This is a genomic window from Candidatus Accumulibacter meliphilus (genome assembly GCF_036625345.1).
GTDB lineage: Bacteria > Pseudomonadota > Gammaproteobacteria > Burkholderiales > Rhodocyclaceae > Accumulibacter > Accumulibacter meliphilus.
On the sequence record NZ_JAZKTZ010000006.1, the window covers coordinates 354,145 to 377,277 of the forward strand.

Genomic DNA, 23,133 nt, shown 5'->3' on the forward strand with positions numbered 1-23,133 from the left:
CTTCCGGCCTAGTAGGCGGCCATCGGGTAGGAGCCAAGGATCTTCAGGTAGGGCGCACGCCGGGCAAGTTCGGCAAGCGCCGCCCCGACCGCCCCATCGTCGCGATGGCCTTCGAGGTCGACGAAGAAGACATAGGCCCACAGGGTATGCCGCGCCGGCCGCGACTCGAGCCGGGTCATCGACACGCCAGCATCGGAAAACGGCGCCAGTAACTTGCTGAGGGCGCCGGTGTGGTTATGTGCCGACATGATCAAGGACGTCCGGTCGCGCCCCGAAGGTCCTGCCTCCTGGCGACCAAGAACGACAAAACGCGTCGTATTGTTCGGTTCGTCTTCGACATTGCTGGCCAGTTGCGGCAGAGAATAGCGGTCGGCAGCGGCCTGCCCGGCAAGCGCCGCCGCCCCCCCCTCGGCGGCCGCCAACTGTGCCGCCTGCGCATTGCTGCCCACCGAAATACGCTGCGCGTGCGGCAAGGAACGGTTCAGCCACTCGTGGCATTGCGCCAGCGACTGGGCGTGTGAATAGACTTTCTTGACCTCGCCCAGCGCAGCCGCGTTCGACAGCAGATGCTGGTGGATGCGCAAGACCACTTCGCCACAGATTTTCAGCGGCGTCGTCAACAACAGGTCGAGCGTGCGCCCAATCGCCCCCTCGGTCGAGTTCTCGATCGGGACCACCGCGTAGTCGGCATGGCAGGCCTCGACTTCACGAAAAACATCATCGATCGAAATCTGCGGCATCAAGCGCGCGGCGTGGCCGAAGTGCTTGGTCGCGGCGCTTTCCGAAAAGGTCCCGAGCGGGCCCAGGAAGGCAATGCCCAAGGGCTGCTCGAGCGACAGGCAGGCTGACATCACCTCGCGAAAAAACCAGGTCACGGTCTCATTCGAGAGCGGCCCGGCGTTCTCTTCCTGGATGCGATGCAAAACCTGTGCTTCACGTTCGGGGCGATAAATGAAACCCGCCTCACCGTGACGCGCCTTGATCTCGCCGACCTGTTGGGCAAAACGCGCACGCTGGTTGAGCAGTTCGAGCAGTTGCCCGTCGAGGCTATCGATCTCCTGGCGGACAAGCGCCAATTCGCGCTGCAGTTCGTCGCTCATCGAGTACGCGCCGCCTGTTCCGCCTGTCCCGGCGGCAGCCAAGCGGCCAGCGGGCGCTGGCATGCGACAGCTCGACCGCGGCGATCAGGCAAGCGGGTCATGCACCTCACTCCTGTTCGGGATCAGCGGCAGGATCCGGCTCGGGTTCAGCGCTTGGATCCTTTTCCGCCGGCTCACTGCTGCTCTCGTCCAGTTCGCTACTGTCGGTCGACTCGCTGCTCTCATCCAGCTCGCTGCCGCCGTCCTCTTCGCTCTCGACGACTTTTTCCAGGCCGGCGAGTTTTTCACCGGCGTCGAGCGCAATCAGGGTGACCCCCTGCGTTGCCCGGCCGAGTTCGCGGATCTCACAAACCCGGGTGCGGATCAACACCCCACCCGTGGTGATCAACATGATTTCGTCGTCGTCGGAAACCAGACGCGCAGCGACGACTTTGCCGTTGCGTTCGCTGGCGGCGATGGCGATGACCCCTTGCGTGCCGCGCCCCGAATGGCGGAAATCGGCCAGCGGCGTGCGTTTGCCGAAGCCGTTTTCGGTGGCCACAAGCACGGTTTGCTGATCGCTATCAGCGATCAGCAACGACAAGGCCTGCTGCTTGTCGCCAAGCCGCATGCCGCGCACACCGCGCGCGGTACGCCCCATCGGGCGCACGTCTTCCTCGTCGAACCAGACCGCCTTGCCGGCATCGGAAACCAGGATCACGTCCTGGCTGCCATTGGTGATCTCGGCGCCGATCAGGAAGTCCTCATCGTCGAGGGCGACCGCGATGATGCCGCTCTTGCGTGGATTGGAGAAATCGGACAGCGGCGTCTTTTTCACCGTCCCCTGTGAAGTGGCCATAAAAATGTAGCGATCGGCGGCGAACTCCTTGATCGGCAAAATGGCGCTGATTTTTTCGCCGTCCTCGAAGGGGAAGACATTGACCACCGGCTTGCCGCGGCTGGTACGCGTTCCCTGCGGCACTTCGTAGACCTTCAGCCAGTAGACCCGGCCGCGGTTGGTAAAGCAGAGAATGGAGTCGTGCGTATTGGCAACGAACAGGCGATCGACGAAATCGTCGGTCTTCATCGCCGCCGCCTGCTTGCCGCGCCCACCGCGCCGTTGCGCACGGTAGTCGGCCAGTGGCTGCGACTTGATATAGCCGGTGCGCGAAAGCGTCACCACCATGTCGACCGGGGTAATGAAATCGGCAATGCCGAGATCCTGCGTACTGATGACGATTTCCGAGCGCCGCTTGTCGCCGAACTGGGCGCGGATCCCGGTCAATTCTTCGACGATCATCGCGGTGATGCGCTCGGGTCGCGCCAGGATATCCATCAGATCGGCAATACGCGTCAGCAGCTCGCCGAAGTCGGCAACGATCTTGTCGCGTTCGAGGCCGGTCAGGCGCTGCAAACGCAGCTCCAGAATTGCCTGCGCCTGCACTTCCGAAAGCAGGTAACCACTCTCCGACAATCCGAATTCGAGAGCCAGACCGTCCGGGCGAGTCGCATCGAGCTTGGCGCGACGCAACATCTCGGCAACCGTCGGCGAGGTCCACGGCCTGGCCATCAAGCCCCGACGGGCATCCGCAGGCGTCGGCGACGCCTTGATCAGCGCAATGATCTCATCGACGTTGTCGAGCGCCACCGCCAGACCTTCCTGGATGTGCGCCCGCTCGCGCGCCTTGCGCAACTCGTACACCGTACGCCGAGTGAGCACTTCACGGCGATGCCACAGAAAACACTCGAGCAGCTGCTTGAGGTTCAGCAGCCGCGGCTGGCCATCAACCAGCGCCACCATGTTCATGCCGAAGGTGTCCTGCAGCTGCGTCTGCTTGTACAGGCAGTTGAGCACCACCTCGGCGACTTCACCCCGCTTGAGCTCGATGACTACGCGCATGCCCGACTTGTCGGACTCGTCGCGCAGATCGGAGATGCCTTCGATGCGCTTGTCGTTGACCAGCTCACCGATCTTTTCGAGCAGCGTCCGCTTGTTCACCTGATACGGCAGCTCGTCGATGATGATCGCCTGGCGGTTGCCCTTTTCGAGGTCCTCGAAATGCGTCCGGCCACGCATCACCACCCGCCCGCGCCCGGTCCGATAACCTTCGCAGACACCGGCAATGCCGTAGATGATGCCGGCCGTCGGGAAATCGGGAGCCGGCATGATGGCGATCAGTTCGTCGATCGTCACCTCCGCGTTGCCCAGCAAGGCCAGACAGGCGTCCACCACCTCACCGAGGTTGTGCGGTGGAATGTTCGTCGCCATGCCTACCGCGATACCCGACGAACCGTTGATCAGCAGGTTCGGAATGCGCGCCGGCATGACCAGCGGCTCTTGCTCGGAGCCGTCGTAGTTGGGCCCGAAATCAACCGTTTCCTTGTCGATGTCGGCCAGCAGCTCGTGGCCGATTCGCGCCATGCGCACTTCGGTGTAGCGCATGGCCGCCGCATTGTCGCCGTCTACCGAGCCGAAGTTGCCCTGCCCGTCGACCAGCATGTAGCGCAGGGAAAAATTCTGCGCCATGCGCACGATCGTGTCGTAGACCGGGGTATCGCCATGGGGATGGTACTTACCGATGACATCACCGACGATCCGCGCCGATTTCTTGTACGGCTTGTTCCAGTCGTTCGACAGCTCGTGCATGGCGAAGAGAACACGACGATGCACCGGCTTCAGGCCGTCACGAGCGTCGGGCAAGGCACGGCCGACAATCACGCTCATGGCGTAATCGAGATACGATCGACGCATCTCGTCTTCGAGACTGATGGGCAGGGTTTCTTTGGCGAAGGCGTCCATTTTTTTCCGCTGTCAACGAGACATTCCGGAGGAATGTCATCGTCTTGATCAAGCCCGTGATTCTAGCACGCCAAGCCCTTCCCCAGGCGCGCCGAGTGGCTGATTTGCGAAGGTTTTGTGCGCACGCCGGTCAAGCAGGGGACGGCAAAGCACAGCCGGCGAGCTGAAAGACCGGCTCGCCCGCAGCGATCAACAAATCAGCGCTTTTCGAGTCGCTCGGCGTTGTCCTGCACCTGGCGAAGCAGAGGCGCCACGCCCTGGCTGGCGACCTCGGCAAGGCTGCCAAAGACCCGAAACCAACCGACGCTGGCGTTGATCAAGGTGGCGCACAGATCCGCCTGCCGCTCGCGGAACTCATCGGGGCCGCGACTGCCGAGCAGCGACATAGTGTCGCTGCTGCAGGCCAACACCGACTGCCCGGTGTGCGTCCAGAACTGTTTGACGACAGGAAGCATCGCCACGGCCATTGCAGTTGCAGCTTGCAGAGGAATTTCGAACTTCTCGCCAGTCATCCGGGCCACCTCGTTCCAGTCTGCCTGCCGCGAAAACGCGCCTGCGCGCAGCAGGCGGCGAGCGCGGTAACTGATGACCGCGCTGCTGCCCGTCATCAAGCGGTTGGTCTGCCGCCCCAGCCGGGTCCACTGGAAAACCGGCGCCAGCAGTTGGTCACGGAGCTCCTCTCGATTCATGCCTGTCTCTCCTGAATGCCTGGTCGATATGCGACGGCATATCCCCGCTGCGGCGATCGTACGATAGCACACCGGACAACTCGAAGGAATCGCCGGCAGCGTGCCCTTGCTGCAGTTGCCGGGCAGGCAGGACGCAGGCCCGGCGCTGGGCAATGGGGCGATGCAGAGCCGATGGTCGCAGCGCCAGGGAACAAGCAGCGCGGGCCAGCTCAGATCGGCTCAGGCGGAATCAGTCCAGCGGATGGCGGTGAACCACCGTCTCGCGGCGCTCCGGCCCGGTCGAAACAATATCGATCGGCACGTCACAGAGCTCTTCGATGCGCGCCAGATACGCGCGCGCCGCAGCCGGCAAAGCTTCCATGGTATTCGCGCCGACCGTCGACCCCGACCAGCCGGGCAGGGTTTCGAGCACCGGCTCGCAAGCCGCGACGTCGTCGGCGCCCATTGGCAGCAAATCGACGGATTTTCCGTCGAGCAGATAACCGGTGCAGATCTTCAACTCGGACAAGCCGTCGAGGACATCGAGCTTGGTGATGCACAGACCGGTCACCCCGTTGATCTGGATCGAACGCCGGAGAGCAGCCACGTCGAGCCATCCACAGCGACGCTTGCGTCCGGTGACGGTACCAAATTCGCGGCCTTTCTGCGACATCTGATAGCCCGGCAGGCCTTCCTTCTCGATATCCAGCTCGCTCGGGAAAGGCCCCCCGCCCACGCGCGTGCAATAGGCCTTGGTGATCCCGAGAACGTAATGCAGCATCCCGGGACCGACGCCGGATCCTGCGGCTGCCTGGCCGGCCACGCAGTTCGACGAGGTGACAAACGGATAGGTACCGTGATCGATGTCCAGCAAGGCACCCTGAGCGCCTTCGAAAAGCAGGTTATGGCCGGCCTTGTTGAGCGCATACAGCGCCGCCGAGACGTCGGTCACCAGGGGCTTGATCGCTTCCGCGTCGGCCATCGCCTGCGCCAGAACGGCTTCACCATCGACGGCCTGAGCCCCGAGGTAGCGGGTCAGAACAAAGTTGTGATAGTCCAGGTTCTCGCGCACGCGCTCGGCAAAACGGGCGGGATAAAACAGATCGTAGACCCTCATGGCGCGCCGCGCCACCTTGTCTTCGTAGGCCGGACCGATGCCCTTGCCGGTGGTCCCGATCCGCAGATCGGCACACTTGGCCGCCTCGCGGGCATGATCCAGCGCCGCATGGTAGCCAAGGATGAGCGGACAACCAGGACTGATCTTCAGACGCGAACGCACATCGATGTCGCCGGACTCGAGCACCTTGATTTCGCTGAGCAGGTGATGAATGTCCAGCACCACACCGTTGCCGATGAAGCAGTCGACCCCTTCGCGAACGATCCCCGAGGGGACCAGGTTGAGCTTGTACACCTTTTCGCCGACTACCAGGGTATGGCCTGCGTTGTGCCCGCCCTGGAAACGAACGACCCCCTTCGCACGATCGGTGAGCCAGTCGACGATCTTGCCCTTGCCCTCGTCGCCCCATTGGGTGCCCACGACTACGACGTTCTTGGCCATGCTTGTTATCCGTCCCTGTTGATTGCCTTGATTACCCATTGCCCGTCGCTCTCGACCAGTTGCCGGTCACACGACGGTCCGTCGCTGCTTTTTTCTTCCGGCAGCAGTTCGACGACCACGTCACCCTGCGCGCGCAAAACCGCAATCGCGGCTGCCAGAGCGCTACTGCCAGCCGCGTACGGCGCCAGCACTGCCCCCACCTGTTCGCCGCGCGAGTTCGTCAGCCGCGCCAGCTCGCGCAGGTCCATCGAAAAACCGGTCGCCGGGCGTGCCCGACCAAAGCTTTTGCCAACGCCGTCATAACGCCCGCCCAGTGCGATGGCACTCGGGAAGGCCGCGTGATAGGCCGCGAAAACAACACCATTGTGATAACGATAGCCACGCAGATCGCCAAGATCGAAAGACAAGGACAGATCCGGCAGCGCCGCGTGCAGCTCGCGCAAGGCATTCAGGGCTGCCGTGATGGCTGGCAGGGCCGGCAAAGCGCTGGCCGCTACGGCCAGCGTTTCAACGTCGCCGTAGAGGTCGGGCAAAGCCAGCAGTGCCGAGCGCCAGGGCTCATCAATAGCGCTGCACCGCTCGCGCAAACTCGGCATATCCTTGGCTTGCAGCAACTGCAGCAGGGCACCCTCGAGTTCGCTATCGAGACCGGCGGCATCCGCCAGCGCGCCAAACACGCCGACATGGCCGAGGTCAATTCGTGCGGCTGGCACGCCCGCCACTTGCAAGGCATCGGCCAGCAAGCGGATCACTTCGCGATCGGCCGCCAAACCGGCATGCCCGAAGACTTCGGCACCCAGCTGGATGGGTTCGCGACTCGCTGATAGCGACGCCGGCAGCGTGTGCAGCACACTGTCGCAATAGCATAGCCGGGTGACCCCCTGGCGATTGAGCAGATGGGCATCGATACGGGCGACCTGCGGCGTCATGTCGGCACGCACGCCGAGCGTGCGTCCCGACAATTGATCGACCAGCTTGAAAGTGCGCAATTTCAGATCCTGCCCGGAACCGGTGAGCAGCGAATCGAGGTGCTCAAGCAGTGGCGGCAGGACCAGCTCGTAGGCATGCACGCGGAAGAGGTCGAGCAAGGTGCGCCGCAGCCGTTCAATCTGTGCGGCTTCTGACGGCAGCGCGTCGGCAAGATGTTCGGGAAGCAGCCAGTTCATCGGAAAACCATCAACAGGACCAGGCCGATCAACATCGACGTCAGGCCAACAAAACGGATTTGCCCGTCTGAACAACGGATCAGGCGGCGAAAGGTCTCACGCCAGGCATTCGGTGCCACGAACGGCACCAGTCCTTCAAGCACCAGCATGAGGGCAAGCGCAAGCAACAGATTGTCGGTCATTTGGCGGTGTTGTCACCACCTCGGCCGATGCTCTTCATGTACTTGAAGAAATCTGAACTCGGCTCGACGACGATCACATCGCTCTTGCCGTTGAAGCTGTTGCGATAGGCTTCCAGGCTACGATAGAAGGCGTAGAACTCCGGATTCCGCTGAAACGCCTGCGCATAGGTTGCCGCCGCCGTGGCATCGCCTTCACCCTTCAACTTCTGAGCATCGCGATAGGCTTCGGCGACGATCACCTCGCGTTGCTTGTCAGCGTCGGCGCGTATTTTCTCGGCCTCGGCAGCACCCTGCGAACGCAGCTCGTTGGCCACCCGCTTGCGCTCGGCGTCCATCCGCCGATAGACCGATTCGCTGACATCGGACGGCAGCTCGACCCGCTTGACGCGCACATCGACAATCTGCACACCGATCTTGCGCGCATCGAGGTCCGCCTTCTCGCGCATCAACTCCATCAGCTGATCGCGCTCACCCGAAACCACGTCATGCACGGTGCGTTTGCCGAACTCCTCGCGCAGGCCGGCATTGACCGTTTGCGACAGCCGTGTCTTGGCACGCGATTCGTCACCGGCAACCGAAACGTAGTAAAGCTTGGGATCGATGATCCGCCATTTGGTGAAGGAATCAACCAGGACGTTGGTCTTCTCGGAAGTAATGAAGCGCTCGGGCTCGGCGGCGTCCAGGGTGAGGATGCGCTTGTCGAAATAACGCACGTTCTGGATCAGTGGCCACTTGAAATACAGGCCCGGTTCGTCGATGACACTGCGCACTTCGCCAAGCTGGAAAACGATCGCGTGCTGGCGCTGATCAACGGTGAAAATCGTCGCCCCGAGCACGACCAGCGCGCTCACCACGAGAGCCGCAAAAACGTTCATGCCCGTTCTCATTAGCGGACCCCCCGGTCACGCTGGCGCAGGGTTTCGCGCGAACGTCCTTCGCTCATTTGCGGCGGCACCTCGTTGGACATTGGCGCTGACGAACGAGCGACACCGGGCGCATCCGGGCTGCTGCCTGCGCCACCAGGCGCCGCCGCGACCGCGCCGGCGGCCTGAATCAGCTTGTCGAGCGGCAGATAGAGCAGATTGCCCTGCCCCTTGCTATCGACCAGGACCTTGCTGGTGTTCGCATAGACTTCCTGCATGGTGTCCAGATACATGCGACTGCGGGTCACTTCGGGCGCCTTGGCGTACTCGGTATAGATCTGCGTGAAGCGGCTCGCATCACCCTCGGCCGTCGCGATGACACGCTGCTTGTAGCCTTCGGACTCCTCGAACAGGCGCGAGGCCGTACCGCGTGCTCTCGGGATGACGTCATTGGCGTAAGCCTGGCCCTCGTTTTTCTGCCGCGCACGGTCCTGCGAAGCTTTCACCGCATCATCGAACGCCGCCTGAACCTGCTCCGGCGGTTGCGCGTTCTGCATGGTGACCTTCGAAATCAGGATTCCGGTCTTGTAGCGATCGAGAATTTCCTGCATCAGCTGCGAAGCAGTCACTGCCACCTGCTCGCGACCTTCATAAAGGACGAAGTCCATCTTGTTCTTGCCGACGATCTGGCGAATGGCGGTCTCGGCCACCTGCATCACCGCTTCGTCCGGGTTTCTGTTGGCAAACACGTAGTCAACGGGATCCTTGAGAATGTATTGCACGGCAAACTGAATGTTGATGATGTTTTCATCGTCAGTCAGCATCAGGGCCTCTTTGAGCACCTTGTTCCTCTCGGTGCCGCGATAACCGACTTCGAGCGTCCGCACGCCAGCGATGTTGACCAGCTCATGCGACTGGATCGGATACGGCAGGCGCCACCTCAAACCCGGCTCAGAGCTCTCCTTGTAGCGACCGAACTGGAGCACCAGACCGCGCTGCCCGGCGTCGACAATGTAGAAGCCGCTGGCCAGCCAGACGATGAGCACCAGGACCAGGAGCAAGCCAATGCCGCCGCCAAGGAACTTCGGGCTGAACTGTACCGGCGGGCGATCGCCACCATCGCCGCCGCGGTCCCCACCGCCGCGTTTCTTGTCGAAAATCCCCGACAAACGACGATTGAGATCACGCCACAACTGATCGAGATCAGGCGGCCCCTGATTGGGACGCCGCCCACCACCGCCATTATTATCATCGCTGCCGCGATTTCCCCACTGCGGATCATTCAGCGACATAAGTACTCCAAGGCTTGAAATCATGCGGAACCATCTGAATCGAAAACCATATCCATATCCTGTAAAGCAGCGTCGCCGGACACCCGCTGAGGCAGGTTGCGGGTCTTGGCGAGAGCGATCTCGGCCAGGGCTTCGCGCAGCAGCGACAGACCGTCGCCGCAACGAGCGCTGACGCGAACCCGCAGGAGTGTACCATATTCATCCCGTTCGACCGTCGGCGGCAGCCCGGTCAGGTCGAGCTTGTTGAGGACCATCAGTTGCGGGACCTCGGCGGCGCCGATCTCGGCAAGCACCTTGTTGACATCGCCCACCTGTTCATCACGCGCCGGACTCGCCGAATCGACCACGTGCAGCAGCAGATCGGCCTCGGCTGTCGCTTCCAGGGTGGCGTGGAAAGCAGCCACCAGCGAGTGCGGCAGATCGCGAATGAAGCCGACGGTGTCGGAAAGCACGACATGCCCGACCTCGGCCAGCCACAGCTTGCGCGTCGTCGTATCCAGCGTCGCGAAAAGCTGGTCGGCAGCAAAAACGCCGGCGTGGGTGAGCGCATTGAAGAGCGTCGATTTGCCGGCGTTGGTATAGCCGACCAGGGACACATTCAGCAATTCGCCGCGTCCGCGCGCCTTGCGCTGCACGCCACGCTGACGCTCAAGCTTGACGAGCCGCTCCCTGAGCGACTTGACCCGCAGACCGAGCAGGCGACGGTCGGTTTCCAGCTGCGTTTCGCCCGGACCGCGTAGTCCGATACCGCCTTTCTGCCGCTCCAGGTGCGTCCAGCCACGCACCAGCCGCGTCGACAGGTGTTCGAGCTGCGCCAGTTCGACCTGCAACTTGCCTTCGGCGCTTTTTGCCCGCTGCGCGAAAATGTCGAGGATCAGGCTGGTCCGATCGATGACGCGACACTGCAGCGCCTGCTCGAGATTGCGCTCCTGACCAGCGCTCAATTCGTGATTGAAGATTACCAGGTCGGCCTCGTGCGCCAGTACTTCGGCAGCCACTTCCTGGACCTTGCCCTTACCGGCGTAGGTCGCCGCATCCGGGCTGTGGCGACGACCATGCACCACCGCACTGATCGATGCGCCCGCAGAAAGTGTCAGCAGACGAACCTCGTCAAGTTGCTCGGACAGGTCGTCGCGGCCGAAATCGAGCTGGACGATGACCGCCCGTTCCTCGCCTGAGGGACGCTCATGCATGCAATTGTTCCAGGAAGATTGGCTCCGACCTGAAAAGATCGGAGCAGGTCAGAAAATCGGAAAAGCGGAGTCGGGGCGCGACCTGACGCCCACCTGACCAGAAGCCGATCGATCAGCCGTCGCCGTTGGCATCCTGCTGGATGGTAATCGGACGCGACGGAACGACCGTCGAAATCGCGTGTTTGTATACCATCTGGGTAACCGTGTTCTTGAGCAGGACGACGTACTGGTCGAAGGACTCGACCTGACCCTGCAGCTTGATACCATTCACCAGATAGATCGAAACTGGAACCCGTTCGCGCCGCAAGGTATTAAGAAACGGGTCTTGTAGAAGTTGCCCTTTATTATTCATCCTGCGAACTCCATGTTTATTCGTGTTTTGGAGAGGCCAGCATAATTGATTTCAGTGTCGTTTGCCATATCAAGCTCAAAGGGGAATCAGCACCCGCTACCTCTGGTGCCCAGTGACCACCATTCTGGCGACGATGCTGCGATGTGGGCCAGCGGCTATAGTAGTCTTGCAAAGGCACGCGCCACGTCGTTTTCCGACACGGAGCGGCCGCTTGGCGCACACGGGTAAGGTCTTTCATCACGCAAAGGAGGAACGGATGCAGCCAGGGTCATCGGGTGACCTCGATTGGGGAGCCATCGCGCTGCTGGCGCTCATCGTCACAGGCCTGGTGTCGGGCCTGCGCTTCTTTTTTCGGCAAAACCGCAAGGACCTCGAAAGCCTGCAGGAAACGCTGCAGGCCGAAAACGAGGATGACCCGAAGTAGCTCGTCAGGGCTGGCGCGCCCGCATGACCACGTCACCTGCTCGCACCGTCTGGCGCCCGCCCTTGCCTTCTCTTGCCCCGCTACGGCGAATCGCCATTCGAGCGCCCGCTACCCTGGCTGCAATCTCACCGCCCCCTGGAAACCGTCCGCATGATTGGCGCCATCACCCTGCTCCTGGTTTTTCAGCTGATCGGCGAAGTCATTGCCAGGACGCTGGCTTTGCCGATTCCGGGCCCGGTCATCGGCATGGCCCTGCTCTTCGCCGCCCTCGTCGCGCGCGGCGGCCCCTCCCCGGAACTGCGCGGTACCGCACAGGGGCTCCTGCAACACCTCTCGCTGCTCTTCGTTCCCGCCGGCACCGGCGTCATGCTGCACTTCCAGCGCATGTCCGACGAGTGGCTGGCGCTGGCCCTTTCCCTGCTCGGCAGCACTCTGATCACCATCGCCGTCACCGCCCTGACCCTGCGTTTCCTGGCCCGGCGCCGCGATCACCGGAGCGACGCGCCGTGAACGCCCGCTTCGACGAGATCTGGGTATACCTCGCCGCCTCGCCGCTGCTCGGCCTCACCCTGACGCTGCTCGCCTACCAGGGTGCCGTCTACGTAAACAAGCGCTGCCATGGCCATCCGCTGGCCAACCCGGTGCTGCTCGCGGTAGCGACTCTGGTCAGCCTGCTCTGGCTCACCGATACGCCGTACGGCACTTACTTCGACGGCGCGCAGTTCGTCCATTTCCTGCTCGGCCCGGCGACCGTCGCCCTGGCCATTCCGCTCTACGCCCAGCTCGACCGCCTGAAGCGCCTGGCCATCCCGCTGCTCGGCGCCCTGCTCGTCGGCTCGCTGACCGCCGCGCTCTCGGCAGTGGCCATCGGCGGCATTCTTGGTGCCAGCAAGGCGACCCTGCTCTCGCTGGCTCCGAAGTCGGTCACCACCCCGATTGCCATGGGCATCGCCGAACGCATCGGCGGCCTGCCGTCGCTGACCGCCGTCCTGGTGATCAGCACCGGCGTCATCGGTGCCATCGGCGCGCGCTACATCTACCGCGCCCTGCACATCGACGACGACAGCGTGCGCGGCTTCGCCCTCGGTATCGCCGCGCACGGCATCGGTACCGCCCGCGCCTTCCAGGACAGCGAACAAATGGGCGCCTTCGCCGCCCTGGCGATGGGCCTCAACGGCCTGACCACGGCGCTGCTGCTACCGGTGCTGATTCCTTGGCTGCTGCTGGGGTAGGGTCCCGGCAACCCCTGCGCCAGCAACGCTGGCGAGCAACATCGGCCCGCCCAATCGTCCGAGGAATCGGGTGACAGCAGGCTGCAGCTCGGCTCCTGCCTGACACCCGTGAGAAGGCTGGCTGCTGCAGCCTGATCGCGCGGTCAACACGCCCTCTCGGACGCACAAGGCCTCCGGTGACATAGCGGTCCGCCGTCTCAATTACCGGCCACGCTTGAACTTGGGCGCCTTCGTCGTCAAACCAGCTTGCGACAAGATGTCACACGACAGCTCATTGCTCGCCTGCGATACTTGCCAAGGGGTCGATCGCAGAGCGAAACGACCCGGTTTCGAATTCGCTTCTTGTTGGAGGTCACCATGAAGTCCCTCAGAACTGTCTTGATTGCTTTGGCGCTGCTCGTTGGCGGTTTCTCGAATCCAGTCCTGGCTGGCGAGACAGATCCCCTCTTCATTGCCCTATCGAGCGATGCGACACGGCGCGTTGGCCACGTACTTCATTTTGCCGAACTGCAGCGCAGCAGAGGACACCCCTTGACGATCTGGCTGAATGAAAGCGGCATCCTTCTCGCTTCCAGCAAGTACACCGAGAAGCATGCGGATCACCAAAAGGCACTCGCCGAACTGATGAACAAGGGCGCGAGCGTATTGGTATGCCATTACTGCATGCAGCAGTTCGATGTCCAGGCGTCCGACCTGCTGCCCGGCTTCCAGATCGGCAATCCGGAGCTGCTCGGTAGCGCATTGTTCAAGGACGATACCAAGACCTTGTCGTGGTGAGTGCCAGAGTGAACGCAGGGCATCCATTCCGCCCTTCGTTCAGGCATCGAAACGCGACCGAGCTGCTGGATACCCAGAGCCCAGAGCCCCCATCCCCTGAATCAGTGCACCACCTGTCAGCAAGCGGAAGAATGCCCCGCTTCTGTACACCCGCCCTTAGACCTCACCCTCGCCGGGCTGAACGCTTGGTGAGCAAGCTCGACTACCTGCCAATACCCGCTGCGTAGCGCGACAGCCCAAAGACGACTATCGGCCACAACCGGCCGTAGCAGCCCAGAAACAATCGAGCTGCACGAACAGCAGGTAACTCATTAGCTACCGGCCGGTGGGTCCTGAACTCGGCTGGATCTGCCGTTGGGACGCCGCCCGTGCTCCGTCGGTAAAGTGCCCAGTTGCCGGCGGCGAAGTATCCGACGACATCCTGTAGCGAGTAGCGAAGGGAGAAAAACCGTACAAGGCTTGCAATTACTATGTCGAGGCGATAGAGTCTTTCAAAATGCATACCAGTAGTTACCAGTGTTAGAGATTTCAGTAAGCAATAGGGGTCTGCCCCTATTACCATGAAAACGCTACCCAAAAAGCGTGCGATAAAGCCGCGCAGCGCCGGGTGGCTCTACTTTTGCCACGAGTGAGGTTTCATCAGGCAAGGAGGTTTTGTCATGAAGAACACTGCTGGATGTCTCTGTACATTGGTGCTTACCTGCTTCGCTTTGGCAGGTCATGCGCACGCGACCATATTCGGCGTGAAATCGTGTGGGTCGAGCCCCCCACAATGCGGTGCTGTCCCCTCCGCTGCGCCCGCCCAGCTCTTCTCATTTCAAGAGGATGGTTCATTATTTACTGAGATCGGGGCGGTGCAGCTTAACGGGCAAAATATCGACGTGGACGGGCTTGCGCTCTCCCCGATACATGGGCTTGCCGGCTTCGAATTACAGGCGACTGGTTCGCGGCTGCTGACAATCAATCCGATGACGGCGGTAGCAACTGCGGTAGGACCCCTGCTCGGCAGTCGTGACATTCGGGGAGCGGTCTTTGATCTCACTGGGATCCTCTGGGTCCTTGACGCAGCCGCCGATGTGGTCCTCCAGATTGATCCCCTGACGGGAGAGGCGGTGGGAACGCAGACCTCGCTCACCTTCGGTGGGATGCCGTTTGACCTCACCACGGGGACCGATATTACTGTGAGTCAGGACGGGACGTTTTTTATCAGCAATAGCAACACGATCTTGACCCTCGATATTGGGAGCGGAGGATTGACGCTCCTTCACACGGAGACCGCCGTGGAGCCTGGCACCACGGCCAATCCCTTTTATACGGGTCTCGCGTTTGCCATCCCATCGATTTCGTCGAATCTCTTCACGTATGAGGTCAATGGCTTCGATGACATCTATGTCTATGACGTCGGGTTAAACCGTGCGGTGCTATTCGGAAACATTCTCAGTAGTTTTAACGCAGGCCGTGGCGACCTCGCTTCGGTGGTGACCGCACCCACCACACCTATCCCGGAACCCAACACCATATTGCTGCTCAGTATAGGCCTAGTGGTGCTCTTGGCTTGGCGGGGCTGGCAGCGAACACTCGGGTCATTAGACGCTGCGGAGAGAAGCGCCTAGGAGTGGAGTTGTATCCCACCAAGCAAGCGTCGGTTGGGCTGACGCAGGAAGCCCAACATTCACCCGCCACCGCCTACAGCTGGCGCTTGATGTGCGCGGGGCCGCTGCCGAAGTTGAACGACTGTTTCGGCCACCAACGGCTGCTGTACACAGTTACCCCCCGTTGAGGCAGCGACGGCGTGATTGTCCGCTACGGGTCGGCTCCTGCCACAACGCAATAGACAAAACAGCCACTCGGCATGATTCCGCGCCCACCCTCGGTGTCGAATCCACGCAGACCGCCAGCGTCGCGGCGGCAGCTGCCGAGCGACGACTGCTTTGCCTGATCAGGCACGATCAACTCGGCTCGATTTGGGCTTGCTCGTTTTTCCTTTGTTACCAGCAAGCTTGCTCTTTTCGCCAGCCTGCTCCAGCCACAAGAGCGTATCCGCATAGGCGACAAAGCGGCTGAGGTAATCCGGTGACAACTCCCGCAGAGTCGCCAGGGAGCGTATCGCCAGGGCCTGTGGATTCAGGGGACCTGGGGCTTCGGGGCCTTCGCTGATTGCCCGCTTTACCCGCTTGTCGGAACCGTGTTTATCGAGGAGTTCCCGCAGCTGTCGCGCAGAAGTCGACTCCCCGGCCCGGTTACTGCTGCTGCCACGGCCGCCAGGACGTTTGGCGCGCAGCTTGTCCGACACCACCGCAGCACCGGATCGTGGCTGCGATTTCGCCAGCAAAGAGGACTGCAGCACGGCCTCTTCCTGTCGCCGCAACAGGTCGACAAAAGAGATGTCCTTGTCTTCCTCAGCCGAGCCAAACGAATTCTGGCCAATTTGCTTTGTTAGGCTGGCAAGAGCACTGACTGCTGAGGCACCCGCCTCCCGACCATTTTCTCTTTTCAGCTTGACCGCAAGTCGCTTCATTGCGTGGACCTTACCCTCCTCGAACAAGGAACGGGCAATGTCGGCTGACTCGGGGAATTGCGCGGCGATAGCGGCGGCGATCGTCGCGGCACCCGCTTGTGCGCTCGCGAAGTCATCCTCGTAGTCAGCCAGCGCAATGAGCGCTTTCCTTTCCAGGATCAGGCGAACTGACTCTCTTTGCTCCGCAGCTCTCGCGGCCATCGATTCGATCACTCTGAAGCGAAGCGGATCAAACTTGTCGGCACCATTGCGCGCCAGATCAGCAATCACTTGCCGGACATCGGCAGCGCCCATTTCGGACAGCTCCACTCCGAGTGAAGGCATCCCGCGGTCGGAAACAGGGTCAGCGCCCCTATCCATCATCCGACGACTTCGCTTCGTTTCCTTGCTGCTTGGCCCGCGGCACGGGCGCCATCTCGACGCGACGATTCTGCGAGCGGCCCTTCTCGTCCTGATTGGAAACGACCGGTTGCTGCGCACCAAACGCGGCTGCGAAGACCATCGCTGGCGGCATGCCGTCCTCGATCAATGCCCGGGTCACGGTGAGCGCTCGTTCCGCCGACAACTGCCAGTTGTCACTGTAGCGATTGTTGCCGTGCTGAATCGGCAGGTCGTCGGTAAAGCCGCTGACCATCAATAGTTGGTCTCTTTGGTCCAGATAGACCTTGAGCGGTCCCACCAGAGTGCGCAGCAACTCACGCCCTTCTGGCTGCAACTCGTCGGAATTCAGCGAAAACAGGACGCTACCGCTGATACCGATGCGACCGTCACGCAGGGTCACCCTGCCCGCTGCCAGCGGATCGGCCAGCGCTCGTTCAAGCGCCATTCGCCGCTGCTCCTCCACCTGGCGCTTCTCGACTTCCCGTTCCAGTGACTGCGCAAGCTCCAGCTGAAATCCAAGCGCCCACACCAGAAGCAGGACGAAGACGCCGACCAGTGCCGACATGAGGTCCCCGAAAATCGCCCAGATGGGCGTCGCCTCGGAAAAGCCGTCGTCCAGCTCTTCCATCAGCCGACCTCTTCGCGCAGGGTCTCGGAAGCGCGCTTCCCGTGACTGCGAAGCTGGCGCAACTCCTCGAAAACCTCCTTCTGGGAAAGCATGCTGTGATCGATGATCTCCCGGGCCTGGGCCACGTAGTAGGCCAGTTGCTCATCGCTGCGGGTCGTCGCGTTCGTCAGCGATTGCTCGATGTGATCAAGGCTTTCGACGAGCTTGCCATTGGATTCATTGAACAGACCGACGGCCAGAGTGAAGGCTTCGCCGAGACTCGACATTTCTATCGCGCTCCCGGCAAAATCATCGGCAATCTGTGCGGCTTTGCCAGCCAGATTCTCGGCGATTCCCGAGAGCTTCGACGCTTCCGATTCCACCTGCCCGGAAAAGCGCGAACCCACATCCTCCAGCAGGGTGGCCGAGGAGGTAAGCAAGGACTCGACCGCTTCTCGCTGCCCGCTGGTGGCCTGCTGCAGAGAGGTCGCCAGGCTGCCGAGTTCGCTCATGATCCGCTGCCGCTCGGCCAGCAAAACGTTGTCACGTTCCATGTTGTTCGACATCTCGCGGCGAAGGAGGGCAATCACTTCGGCGGCAGCGCGTGGGGTTTCGGAAGCTGTCTGAATGAGCCGGGTCATGGGTTCTTCGAGTGAGTTCCCCAGGCTCGCCAATTGTGCAGCCACCGTCGACTCCAGGCCGGCAAGACTGGCAACAGCGGCCTGGCCGCGTCGTTCTTCGTCGTTTCTCAGCGCCTGCAGCTCCGCCTTCAGGGTCGCGGTCAGCTGATTCATGCGCTCGCCATGCCCCTGCAACCATGAGGCTTCGGCATTGATCCGGGTCTCGACCAAGACCTCGGAGGATTGCAGGAGAGTGCTCACTTCAGCGAGCATGCGGCTGGAAGTCGCACGGGCAGTATCCGCCATTGCACTGGCCGTCTGCTGCAGTGAGTCCGACAGCGCCTGGTGTTGAGTGCGAGAGCGCTCGCCCGCCTGTTCGAAGGAACGGGTCCAAAGCTCAAGTCGCTCCCCGTCGGCCAGCTGCTGGCGTTCTGCCCAACCAGCCGAGCGCCTATCGAAGGATTCCAGGAGCGAGCTGGTCAGGCCTTCAAGTTGCTGTTCGGCGGTGGTGGTCAGGTGCTGATGTGTTCTTTGCGTTTCAGCGCCGATGCTGGTGATCAGGCCTTCGAACAGTGGCCTGATGTTCTCGCCGAGCAGCCGTCCACTCTCGATCGCCTGGCGACCGCTCTCGGCGACACTTTCCCTGAGGGATCGATCGACCGAGCTGGCGAGCTCGGAATAGCTGCTGCTTGCGGATTGGTGAAAGCGCTCCTGGTTGGCAATCAAGCTTTCTCCCAGCTGTTCACCCATGCGCTCCATTGCCGCCGCCAGGAGATGCAGTTTTTCCACCACGTCGGGAAGCGCCTTGGCTTGCGCCTGCACCGCCTTGAAGGCCTGTTGCCGGCTGTAGACCAGAGAAAATTCCCGGAAGATCCTGGCGACCTGGCCATCCAGCTGCCGGGTGGCGGACATTCGGTCGCGTCGGCTGATGGTGGCACTCAAGCCGAGCATGGCGGACGCCGCCACGCCGGCCACGGAGGTGCCGAAAGCGAGCCCGAGACCTTTGATGGGCGCAGCCAGACCGGCGCGAATGGCCTGCAACTCATTCGTTCCTTCGAGCGCAAAAACCGCTCCCTGCAGGGTGGCGACCATGCCAAGGAAGGTTCCGAACAGGCCCAGCATGACCAACAGACCGACCAGATAGGGGGTGATCACGGGCGCGGGCAAACCCACACGCTCGCCTTCGATACGCAGCCGCACCGAGTTCTGCAACGACGGATGCAGTCTGGCCAGCCATCGCTCAAGAAAATCAGCACCCACTTCCTGCGTCGTCCCCGACAATCCCGACAGCGCATTCGAGAGCGTCGACGTCGCTTGCCGGAACTGCAGAATTTCGATAAAGCCGATGCTATAGACGCCGCCAATCACCACGGTCACGACCAGGCCCAATGGATCGGAAGTGATAAACGTCAGCCCCATCGCAGCAATCGCCGCGGCTCCCAACAAAAATGCCGTCGCAAAAAGCAATCTACTTATCAAGCGCTCTCACCCTCTTCCTTAAGTGCTTCCATGAGTCCAAGAACCGGCTGCAGGCGAGCTTCAAGCTCCGCCAGCAGCGACCCTTGCATTTCACCCGCAAATTGCGCAAGCCAGCCTCCCGGTTGACTCCACAACTGTCGATCATCGTCGGACTCCCGGTCGACAATCGTCTCCTGATGGCGCTGGTAGAGATCCTCAAAGCGCTTTCCAAGCAGCCGTGGAACTTCCGCAAACAGGTTCTGGGCAGGCGCAGAAAGGGCCTCATCAAGCCCTGTATCGAGGACGACCAGCCTGGCCAGCCTCGCTGAACGACCCGAGACAGCAAGCCGGACATCGGCCCTGAGCTTGTTGATTCTGAGAGCAATCTCCCGTTGCTGATTCACATAGAACATCTGGTAGCGCTTAGAGCTCGCCATCTCCTCGGCCGGCGTACTCGCTGTCACCCTCGGAAAGCTTAGCCACGAGGCGCCCGCACCGGGAGTAAAGCTATCGACGATGGTTTCCACGAGGGTCGTGCGAACTCTGAGAAAATCGGCCATTACCGACTCACTGGACACCGCCACACCTGCCTCTGGCATGGGCTCGGAGGTCATCGTCGAAAGCCTGGCGTGCACCATTGACAGGGCAATGGAATCAGGCAGAGCGATTAGTCGCCCGAGTCGTTCAGCAAAGTCCTTATGCGAAACCTCGCCATCGGCAACAGCGAGATCAGACAGAAAGCGAACTAATCTAGGGCCTTGCAAAGCTGTTGGCGACCGGGCTTGAGTCATAAAATGGCGTCGGCCAGATCGCTACGGCCTAAATCGCTACGGCCTAAATCGCTTAAAAACTCCAGAAAACTCATTGCTTTAAACCTGAAAGAAGAGCTTGGCCGGGCTGTGGTTCATGCAGGTAAAAGTACAAGCGCTAGAAACTTCTGCATCATTTCCCTGCTCGGCAGAGGACATGACGCCTGTCGGAAAGAACAGGGATTTCGACGGCGGCAAGAGTATATGAGGCCCCAGCAAACGGCGTCAATCTCGAACTTGGGCCCAGGACAATCCTCGCCAGTCGGGGTGATAGCAAACACCCCGGAATCGCGTCAATGGTCAATGACTTCGTCGAGCGGACCTCTTCACCGCCCTGTCTTCGTCAAGACTTGCGGGTGGGGCATAGTACTGCAGAACTGCCGTCGGCAAGCAGCACGTCAGGTCCTTCCCGGACGGGACGCACGCACACCCGTTCCGCCCGTTCCGTGGTGATGCCGAGGCCCAGGCTTTGCATCAGGCAAGCAGCGCGAAGCGAAAAACGAACGAAAGAACAAGATACACAAGATACACAAGATACAATACGCCGCCCTGCCCCCCTTGCTTCGCTTACGGATCTGACCGGCGATCCGCTGCCTCACCGCTGAGCTGATGACCCACTTCCCACAAGCCCGACTACGCCAGGCCAGCAACTCGCGAGTAGCGTGCCGATGCTGAGTCGTTTGCTCGTCGCCCTGCTGTGGCTGCTGCACTTCCTGCCACTCGCGGCCCTGGCCTTCCTCGGCCGGACGCTTGGCCTGGTGCTCTTCGGCCTTGCCGGCAGGCGCCGGCACATCGTGCTGGTAAATCTGCGCCTGTGTTTCCCGGAACTCGACGAAGCGCAACGACGGCGCCTGGCGAAGGAACATTTCAAGGTCCTCGGCCGCAGCATCCTCGAACGCTCGCTCCTGTGGTGGGCAAGTGCGCAGCGCTTGTCGCCGCTGCTGCGGGTAAGCGGCGAAGAGCACATGCGCCAGCTGCTCGACGCCGGGCGGCCGGTGCTGATGCTGACGCCGCACTTCGTCGGGCTGGACGCGGGCGGTGCAGCCATCGCCATGCGCTTCGATAGCGCGAGCATCTACGCCGTGCAGTCCGACCCGGTTTTCGACGCCCTCCTGCACCGCGGCCGCCTGCGCTTTGGCGATCAACTGCTGCTCTCGCGCCAGGAAAGCGTGCGCGCCAGCGTCCGGGCGATGAAATCGGGCCGGCCGCTCTACTACCTGCCGGATATGGATTTCGGCAGCAAGGAGTCGATTTTCGTGCCTTTTTTCGGCGTCCCGACGGCGACCATCAGCGGTCTGTCGCGGCTGGCACGCCTGGCCGGCGCCACCGTCGTTCCCTGCGTGACGCGTATTCTGCCCGGCGGCGCCGGCTACGCAGTCGAGGTCGGCGAGCCGTGGGCGAACTTTCCGAGCGCCGACGTCGAGGCCGATACCCGCCGCATGAACGCCTGGATCGAAGCCGCCGTACGGACCATGCCCGAGCAGTACTACTGGGTCCATCGCCGCTTCAAGACCCGCCCGCCGGGTGTACCGCGCCCCTACTGACCTGTGCGCGGCGACGGCAAGCCGGCGCCGTGCAAGCCCAGGCCTGCGCGCGCCATCTGACGACCAGACAGCAGCCAAGTGCGGCAAGCAGCACAGCGACGCAGCCTGGCTTCCGGTAGAATCGCACCTTCCCTCCGACCACCCTGCCGCCCATGGAATACCTCACTTACTTCATCGATATCGTCCTGCACCTCGACAAGCATCTGGCGATGCTGGTTCAGCAATACGGGCAGTGGATCTACGTCATTCTCTTCGTGATCATCTTCAGCGAAACCGGTTTCGTCGTCACGCCCTTCCTGCCCGGGGACTCGCTGCTTTTCGTCGCCGGCGCCCTGGCCGCGGTTGGCGGCATGGATATTGCCATCTTGATGGTCGTGCTGATGGCCGCGGCGATCCTCGGAAATATGCTCAACTACCAGATTGGCCGCTATCTCGGCCCCAAGGTCTTCCACTGGGAACAATCACGATTCTTCAACCGGGCGGCACTCGACAAGACGCACGCCTTCTACGAGAAGCACGGCGGCAAGACGCTGGTGATCTCGCGTTTCCTGCCACTGTTTCGCACTTTCGCGCCCTTTGTCGCCGGCATTGGCGCCATGAGCTACGCGCGCTTCACTTTCTTCAACCTCATCGGTGGAGTCAGCTGGGTCGGTTCACTGACCCTGGCCGGCTACCTGTTTGGCAATCTGCCGTGGATTCAGAAGAATCTGACGCTGGTGATCCTGGTGATTATCGCCATTTCGCTGCTGCCATTACTCATCGGCTGGCTGCAACACCGCAAGGCCGAAGCCGAGCCCAAGGCCTCCTAAGAATGCCGCCCCACTTCCTTGACCAGGCGCGCCGCCTTGCGCAACGAGCACTACGAGGAGCGCAAGGGAACCGCCTGCGCCGCCGCACTTGCCAACTGCCTGCCAACGGGAGCGGGAGCCGGAGCGCCTGCCCATGATCGCGATCGTCATCCTGATCTCCGGACGCGGCAGCAATATGGCATCGCTACTTGCCGCGGTCGACGCCGGAACACTGCCGGTACGCATTGCAGCAGTCCTCGCCAACCGCCCCGACGCGGGGGGGCTCGAAACGGCGGCCGCGCGTGGCGTGCCGACCGGCGTCGTTGACCACCGACATTTCGCCAGGCGCGAAGACTTCGACACCGCCATGGCCGCGGCCATCGACGCTTTCGCGCCCGAGCTGGTGGTCCTGGCCGGCTTCATGCGGATTCTTGGCGAAGCTTTTGTCCGCCACTACGACGGTCGACTGATCAATATCCACCCTTCCCTGTTGCCGACCTTTCCCGGCCTGCACACGCACCGACGCGCGCTGAGCGAAGGCGTCCGCATCCACGGCTGCACGGTACATTTCGTCACTCCCGACCTGGACCACGGCCCGATCATTGTCCAGGCCGCCGTGCCGGTGCTCGACGGCGACGACGAAGACACCCTCGCCGCACGCGTGCTGGCGCAGGAGCACCAGGTCTATCCACTGGCGGTGCGCTGGTTTGCCGAAGGGCGTCTGCGTGTGCACGCCGGTCGCGTCGTCCTCGACTCACCGCAGAGCAAGCACGGCGCACTGATCGCGCCGCAGACTTTCGCGGGGTGAATCGGCCAGCCGAT

The 23,133-nt window shown here is 61.9% G+C and carries 22 protein-coding genes; 8 read left to right on the plus strand and 14 right to left on the minus strand.

The features are described from left to right. Positions 1-8: 8 nt before the first annotated feature. From pheA to hfq, 10 genes are all read right to left on the minus strand, one after another. Positions 9-1,100, minus strand: coding sequence for a prephenate dehydratase (pheA, locus tag V5B40_RS14600; protein ID WP_332355178.1), 1,092 nt, complete (start codon positions 1,098-1,100; stop codon positions 9-11). 106 nt (positions 1,101-1,206) lie between these two features. Then, the gene (gyrA, locus tag V5B40_RS14605) at positions 1,207-3,879 is read right to left on the minus strand and encodes a DNA gyrase subunit A (protein ID WP_332355179.1); all 2,673 of its coding nucleotides are present in this window, start codon (positions 3,877-3,879) and stop codon (positions 1,207-1,209) included. A gap of 197 nt (positions 3,880-4,076) precedes the next feature. After that, positions 4,077-4,568, minus strand: coding sequence for a hypothetical protein (locus tag V5B40_RS14610; protein WP_332355180.1), 492 nt, complete (start codon positions 4,566-4,568; stop codon positions 4,077-4,079). 229 nt (positions 4,569-4,797) lie between these two features. Then, positions 4,798-6,105: an adenylosuccinate synthase gene (locus V5B40_RS14615; RefSeq protein WP_332355181.1), complete on the minus strand. Its 1,308-nt coding sequence runs from the start codon at positions 6,103-6,105 to the stop codon at positions 4,798-4,800. A gap of 5 nt (positions 6,106-6,110) precedes the next feature. Beyond that, entirely contained in the window at positions 6,111-7,271 is a 1,161-nt protein-coding gene (locus tag V5B40_RS14620; protein WP_332355182.1) for an ATP phosphoribosyltransferase regulatory subunit, read from the minus strand. Continuing rightward, positions 7,268-7,453: a DUF2065 domain-containing protein gene (locus tag V5B40_RS14625; protein ID WP_042330770.1), complete on the minus strand. Its 186-nt coding sequence runs from the start codon at positions 7,451-7,453 to the stop codon at positions 7,268-7,270. The genes V5B40_RS14620 and V5B40_RS14625 overlap by 4 nt, the downstream gene beginning before the upstream one ends. Beyond that, a complete protein-coding gene (gene hflC / locus V5B40_RS14630; protein WP_423753296.1) occupies positions 7,450-8,328 on the minus strand; it encodes a protease modulator HflC in 879 nt (292 codons plus the stop codon). The genes V5B40_RS14625 and hflC overlap by 4 nt, the downstream gene beginning before the upstream one ends. A gap of 11 nt (positions 8,329-8,339) precedes the next feature. Beyond that, positions 8,340-9,608, minus strand: a complete 1,269-nt coding sequence (gene hflK, locus V5B40_RS14635) for an FtsH protease activity modulator HflK (RefSeq protein ID WP_332355183.1) — start codon at positions 9,606-9,608, stop codon at positions 8,340-8,342. Positions 9,609-9,628: 20 nt separating this feature from the next. Beyond that, positions 9,629-10,801, minus strand: coding sequence for a GTPase HflX (gene hflX / locus V5B40_RS14640; RefSeq protein WP_332355184.1), 1,173 nt, complete (start codon positions 10,799-10,801; stop codon positions 9,629-9,631). Positions 10,802-10,913: 112 nt separating this feature from the next. Further along, positions 10,914-11,153 carry an RNA chaperone Hfq gene (hfq, locus tag V5B40_RS14645; protein WP_169065140.1) on the minus strand — a complete coding sequence of 80 codons (240 nt, stop codon included), beginning with the start codon at positions 11,151-11,153 and terminating at the stop codon, positions 10,914-10,916. 256 nt (positions 11,154-11,409) lie between these two features. Between hfq and V5B40_RS14650 the strand changes: the two genes are divergently transcribed. The 5 genes from V5B40_RS14650 (at position 11,410) to V5B40_RS14670 (ending at position 15,199) form a co-directional block, all read left to right on the plus strand. Next, positions 11,410-11,577 (plus strand): hypothetical protein, encoded by a 168-nt coding sequence (locus V5B40_RS14650; protein WP_332355185.1) that lies wholly within the window; start codon positions 11,410-11,412, stop codon positions 11,575-11,577. Between the two features lie 150 nt (positions 11,578-11,727). Beyond that, positions 11,728-12,087 carry a CidA/LrgA family protein gene (locus tag V5B40_RS14655; protein ID WP_332355186.1) on the plus strand — a complete coding sequence of 120 codons (360 nt, stop codon included), beginning with the start codon at positions 11,728-11,730 and terminating at the stop codon, positions 12,085-12,087. Next, positions 12,084-12,809, plus strand: coding sequence for an LrgB family protein (locus tag V5B40_RS14660; protein ID WP_332355187.1), 726 nt, complete (start codon positions 12,084-12,086; stop codon positions 12,807-12,809). Before V5B40_RS14655 ends, V5B40_RS14660 begins: the two co-directional genes overlap by 4 nt. A 357-nt stretch (positions 12,810-13,166) precedes the next feature. Continuing rightward, positions 13,167-13,586, plus strand: a complete 420-nt coding sequence (locus V5B40_RS14665; protein WP_291997953.1) for a DsrE family protein — start codon at positions 13,167-13,169, stop codon at positions 13,584-13,586. A gap of 659 nt (positions 13,587-14,245) precedes the next feature. Further along, positions 14,246-15,199 carry a PEP-CTERM sorting domain-containing protein gene (locus V5B40_RS14670; protein ID WP_332355188.1) on the plus strand — a complete coding sequence of 318 codons (954 nt, stop codon included), beginning with the start codon at positions 14,246-14,248 and terminating at the stop codon, positions 15,197-15,199. Positions 15,200-15,525: 326 nt separating this feature from the next. On the opposite strand, the gene V5B40_RS14675 is transcribed toward V5B40_RS14670, so the two are convergent. The 4 genes from V5B40_RS14675 to V5B40_RS14690 are packed head-to-tail and all read right to left on the minus strand — an operon-like array spanning position 15,526 to position 19,961. Continuing rightward, positions 15,526-16,398 carry a DUF2894 domain-containing protein gene (locus tag V5B40_RS14675; protein ID WP_332355189.1) on the minus strand — a complete coding sequence of 291 codons (873 nt, stop codon included), beginning with the start codon at positions 16,396-16,398 and terminating at the stop codon, positions 15,526-15,528. A 58-nt stretch (positions 16,399-16,456) separates the two neighbouring features. Further along, complete coding sequence (locus V5B40_RS14680) at positions 16,457-17,113, minus strand: OmpA family protein (RefSeq protein ID WP_332355190.1); 657 nt, start codon at positions 17,111-17,113, stop codon at positions 16,457-16,459. Continuing rightward, entirely contained in the window at positions 17,113-19,131 is a 2,019-nt protein-coding gene (locus tag V5B40_RS14685; RefSeq protein ID WP_332355191.1) for a hypothetical protein, read from the minus strand. The genes V5B40_RS14680 and V5B40_RS14685 overlap by 1 nt, the downstream gene beginning before the upstream one ends. 56 nt (positions 19,132-19,187) lie before the next feature. Beyond that, positions 19,188-19,961, minus strand: a complete 774-nt coding sequence (locus V5B40_RS14690; protein ID WP_332355192.1) for a DUF3348 family protein — start codon at positions 19,959-19,961, stop codon at positions 19,188-19,190. 689 nt (positions 19,962-20,650) lie between these two features. On the opposite strand from V5B40_RS14690, the gene V5B40_RS14695 reads away from it, so the two are divergent. The 3 genes from V5B40_RS14695 to purN all read left to right on the plus strand — a co-directional run bounded on the left by V5B40_RS14695 (position 20,651) and on the right by purN (position 23,119). Beyond that, positions 20,651-21,523: a lysophospholipid acyltransferase family protein gene (locus V5B40_RS14695; protein WP_332355230.1), complete on the plus strand. Its 873-nt coding sequence runs from the start codon at positions 20,651-20,653 to the stop codon at positions 21,521-21,523. Between the two features lie 152 nt (positions 21,524-21,675). Continuing rightward, positions 21,676-22,332 carry a DedA family protein gene (locus tag V5B40_RS14700; protein WP_332355193.1) on the plus strand — a complete coding sequence of 219 codons (657 nt, stop codon included), beginning with the start codon at positions 21,676-21,678 and terminating at the stop codon, positions 22,330-22,332. 133 nt (positions 22,333-22,465) lie between these two features. Beyond that, positions 22,466-23,119, plus strand: a complete 654-nt coding sequence (gene purN / locus V5B40_RS14705; RefSeq protein ID WP_332355194.1) for a phosphoribosylglycinamide formyltransferase — start codon at positions 22,466-22,468, stop codon at positions 23,117-23,119. Positions 23,120-23,133 lie beyond the last annotated feature (14 nt).

Bases quoted from the DNA above. Each gene is read 5' to 3' on its own strand.
- V5B40_RS14690 (WP_332355192.1), bottom strand. From the start codon at position 19,961: ATGACTCAAGCCCGGTCGCCAACAGCTTTGCAAGGCCCTAGATTAGTT.
- gyrA (WP_332355179.1), bottom strand. From the start codon at position 3,879: ATGGACGCCTTCGCCAAAGAAACCCTGCCCATCAGTCTCGAAGACGAG.
- V5B40_RS14615 (WP_332355181.1), bottom strand. From the start codon at position 6,105: ATGGCCAAGAACGTCGTAGTCGTGGGCACCCAATGGGGCGACGAGGGC.
- V5B40_RS14675 (WP_332355189.1), bottom strand. From the start codon at position 16,398: ATGGGCGCTGCCGATGTCCGGCAAGTGATTGCTGATCTGGCGCGCAAT.
- V5B40_RS14700 (WP_332355193.1), top strand. From the start codon at position 21,676: ATGGAATACCTCACTTACTTCATCGATATCGTCCTGCACCTCGACAAG.
- pheA (WP_332355178.1), bottom strand. From the start codon at position 1,100: ATGAGCGACGAACTGCAGCGCGAATTGGCGCTTGTCCGCCAGGAGATC.
- V5B40_RS14650 (WP_332355185.1), top strand. From the start codon at position 11,410: ATGCAGCCAGGGTCATCGGGTGACCTCGATTGGGGAGCCATCGCGCTG.
- V5B40_RS14620 (WP_332355182.1), bottom strand. From the start codon at position 7,271: ATGAACTGGCTGCTTCCCGAACATCTTGCCGACGCGCTGCCGTCAGAA.
- V5B40_RS14665 (WP_291997953.1), top strand. From the start codon at position 13,167: ATGAAGTCCCTCAGAACTGTCTTGATTGCTTTGGCGCTGCTCGTTGGC.
- V5B40_RS14680 (WP_332355190.1), bottom strand. From the start codon at position 17,113: ATGGAAGAGCTGGACGACGGCTTTTCCGAGGCGACGCCCATCTGGGCG.
- hflX (WP_332355184.1), bottom strand. From the start codon at position 10,801: ATGCATGAGCGTCCCTCAGGCGAGGAACGGGCGGTCATCGTCCAGCTC.
- purN (WP_332355194.1), top strand. From the start codon at position 22,466: ATGATCGCGATCGTCATCCTGATCTCCGGACGCGGCAGCAATATGGCA.
- V5B40_RS14610 (WP_332355180.1), bottom strand. From the start codon at position 4,568: ATGAATCGAGAGGAGCTCCGTGACCAACTGCTGGCGCCGGTTTTCCAG.
- V5B40_RS14685 (WP_332355191.1), bottom strand. From the start codon at position 19,131: ATGGGGCTGACGTTTATCACTTCCGATCCATTGGGCCTGGTCGTGACC.
- hflC (WP_423753296.1), bottom strand. From the start codon at position 8,328: ATGAACGTTTTTGCGGCTCTCGTGGTGAGCGCGCTGGTCGTGCTCGGG.
- hfq (WP_169065140.1), bottom strand. From the start codon at position 11,153: ATGAATAATAAAGGGCAACTTCTACAAGACCCGTTTCTTAATACCTTG.
- V5B40_RS14625 (WP_042330770.1), bottom strand. From the start codon at position 7,453: ATGACCGACAATCTGTTGCTTGCGCTTGCCCTCATGCTGGTGCTTGAA.
- hflK (WP_332355183.1), bottom strand. From the start codon at position 9,608: ATGTCGCTGAATGATCCGCAGTGGGGAAATCGCGGCAGCGATGATAAT.
- V5B40_RS14670 (WP_332355188.1), top strand. From the start codon at position 14,246: ATGAAGAACACTGCTGGATGTCTCTGTACATTGGTGCTTACCTGCTTC.
- V5B40_RS14655 (WP_332355186.1), top strand. From the start codon at position 11,728: ATGATTGGCGCCATCACCCTGCTCCTGGTTTTTCAGCTGATCGGCGAA.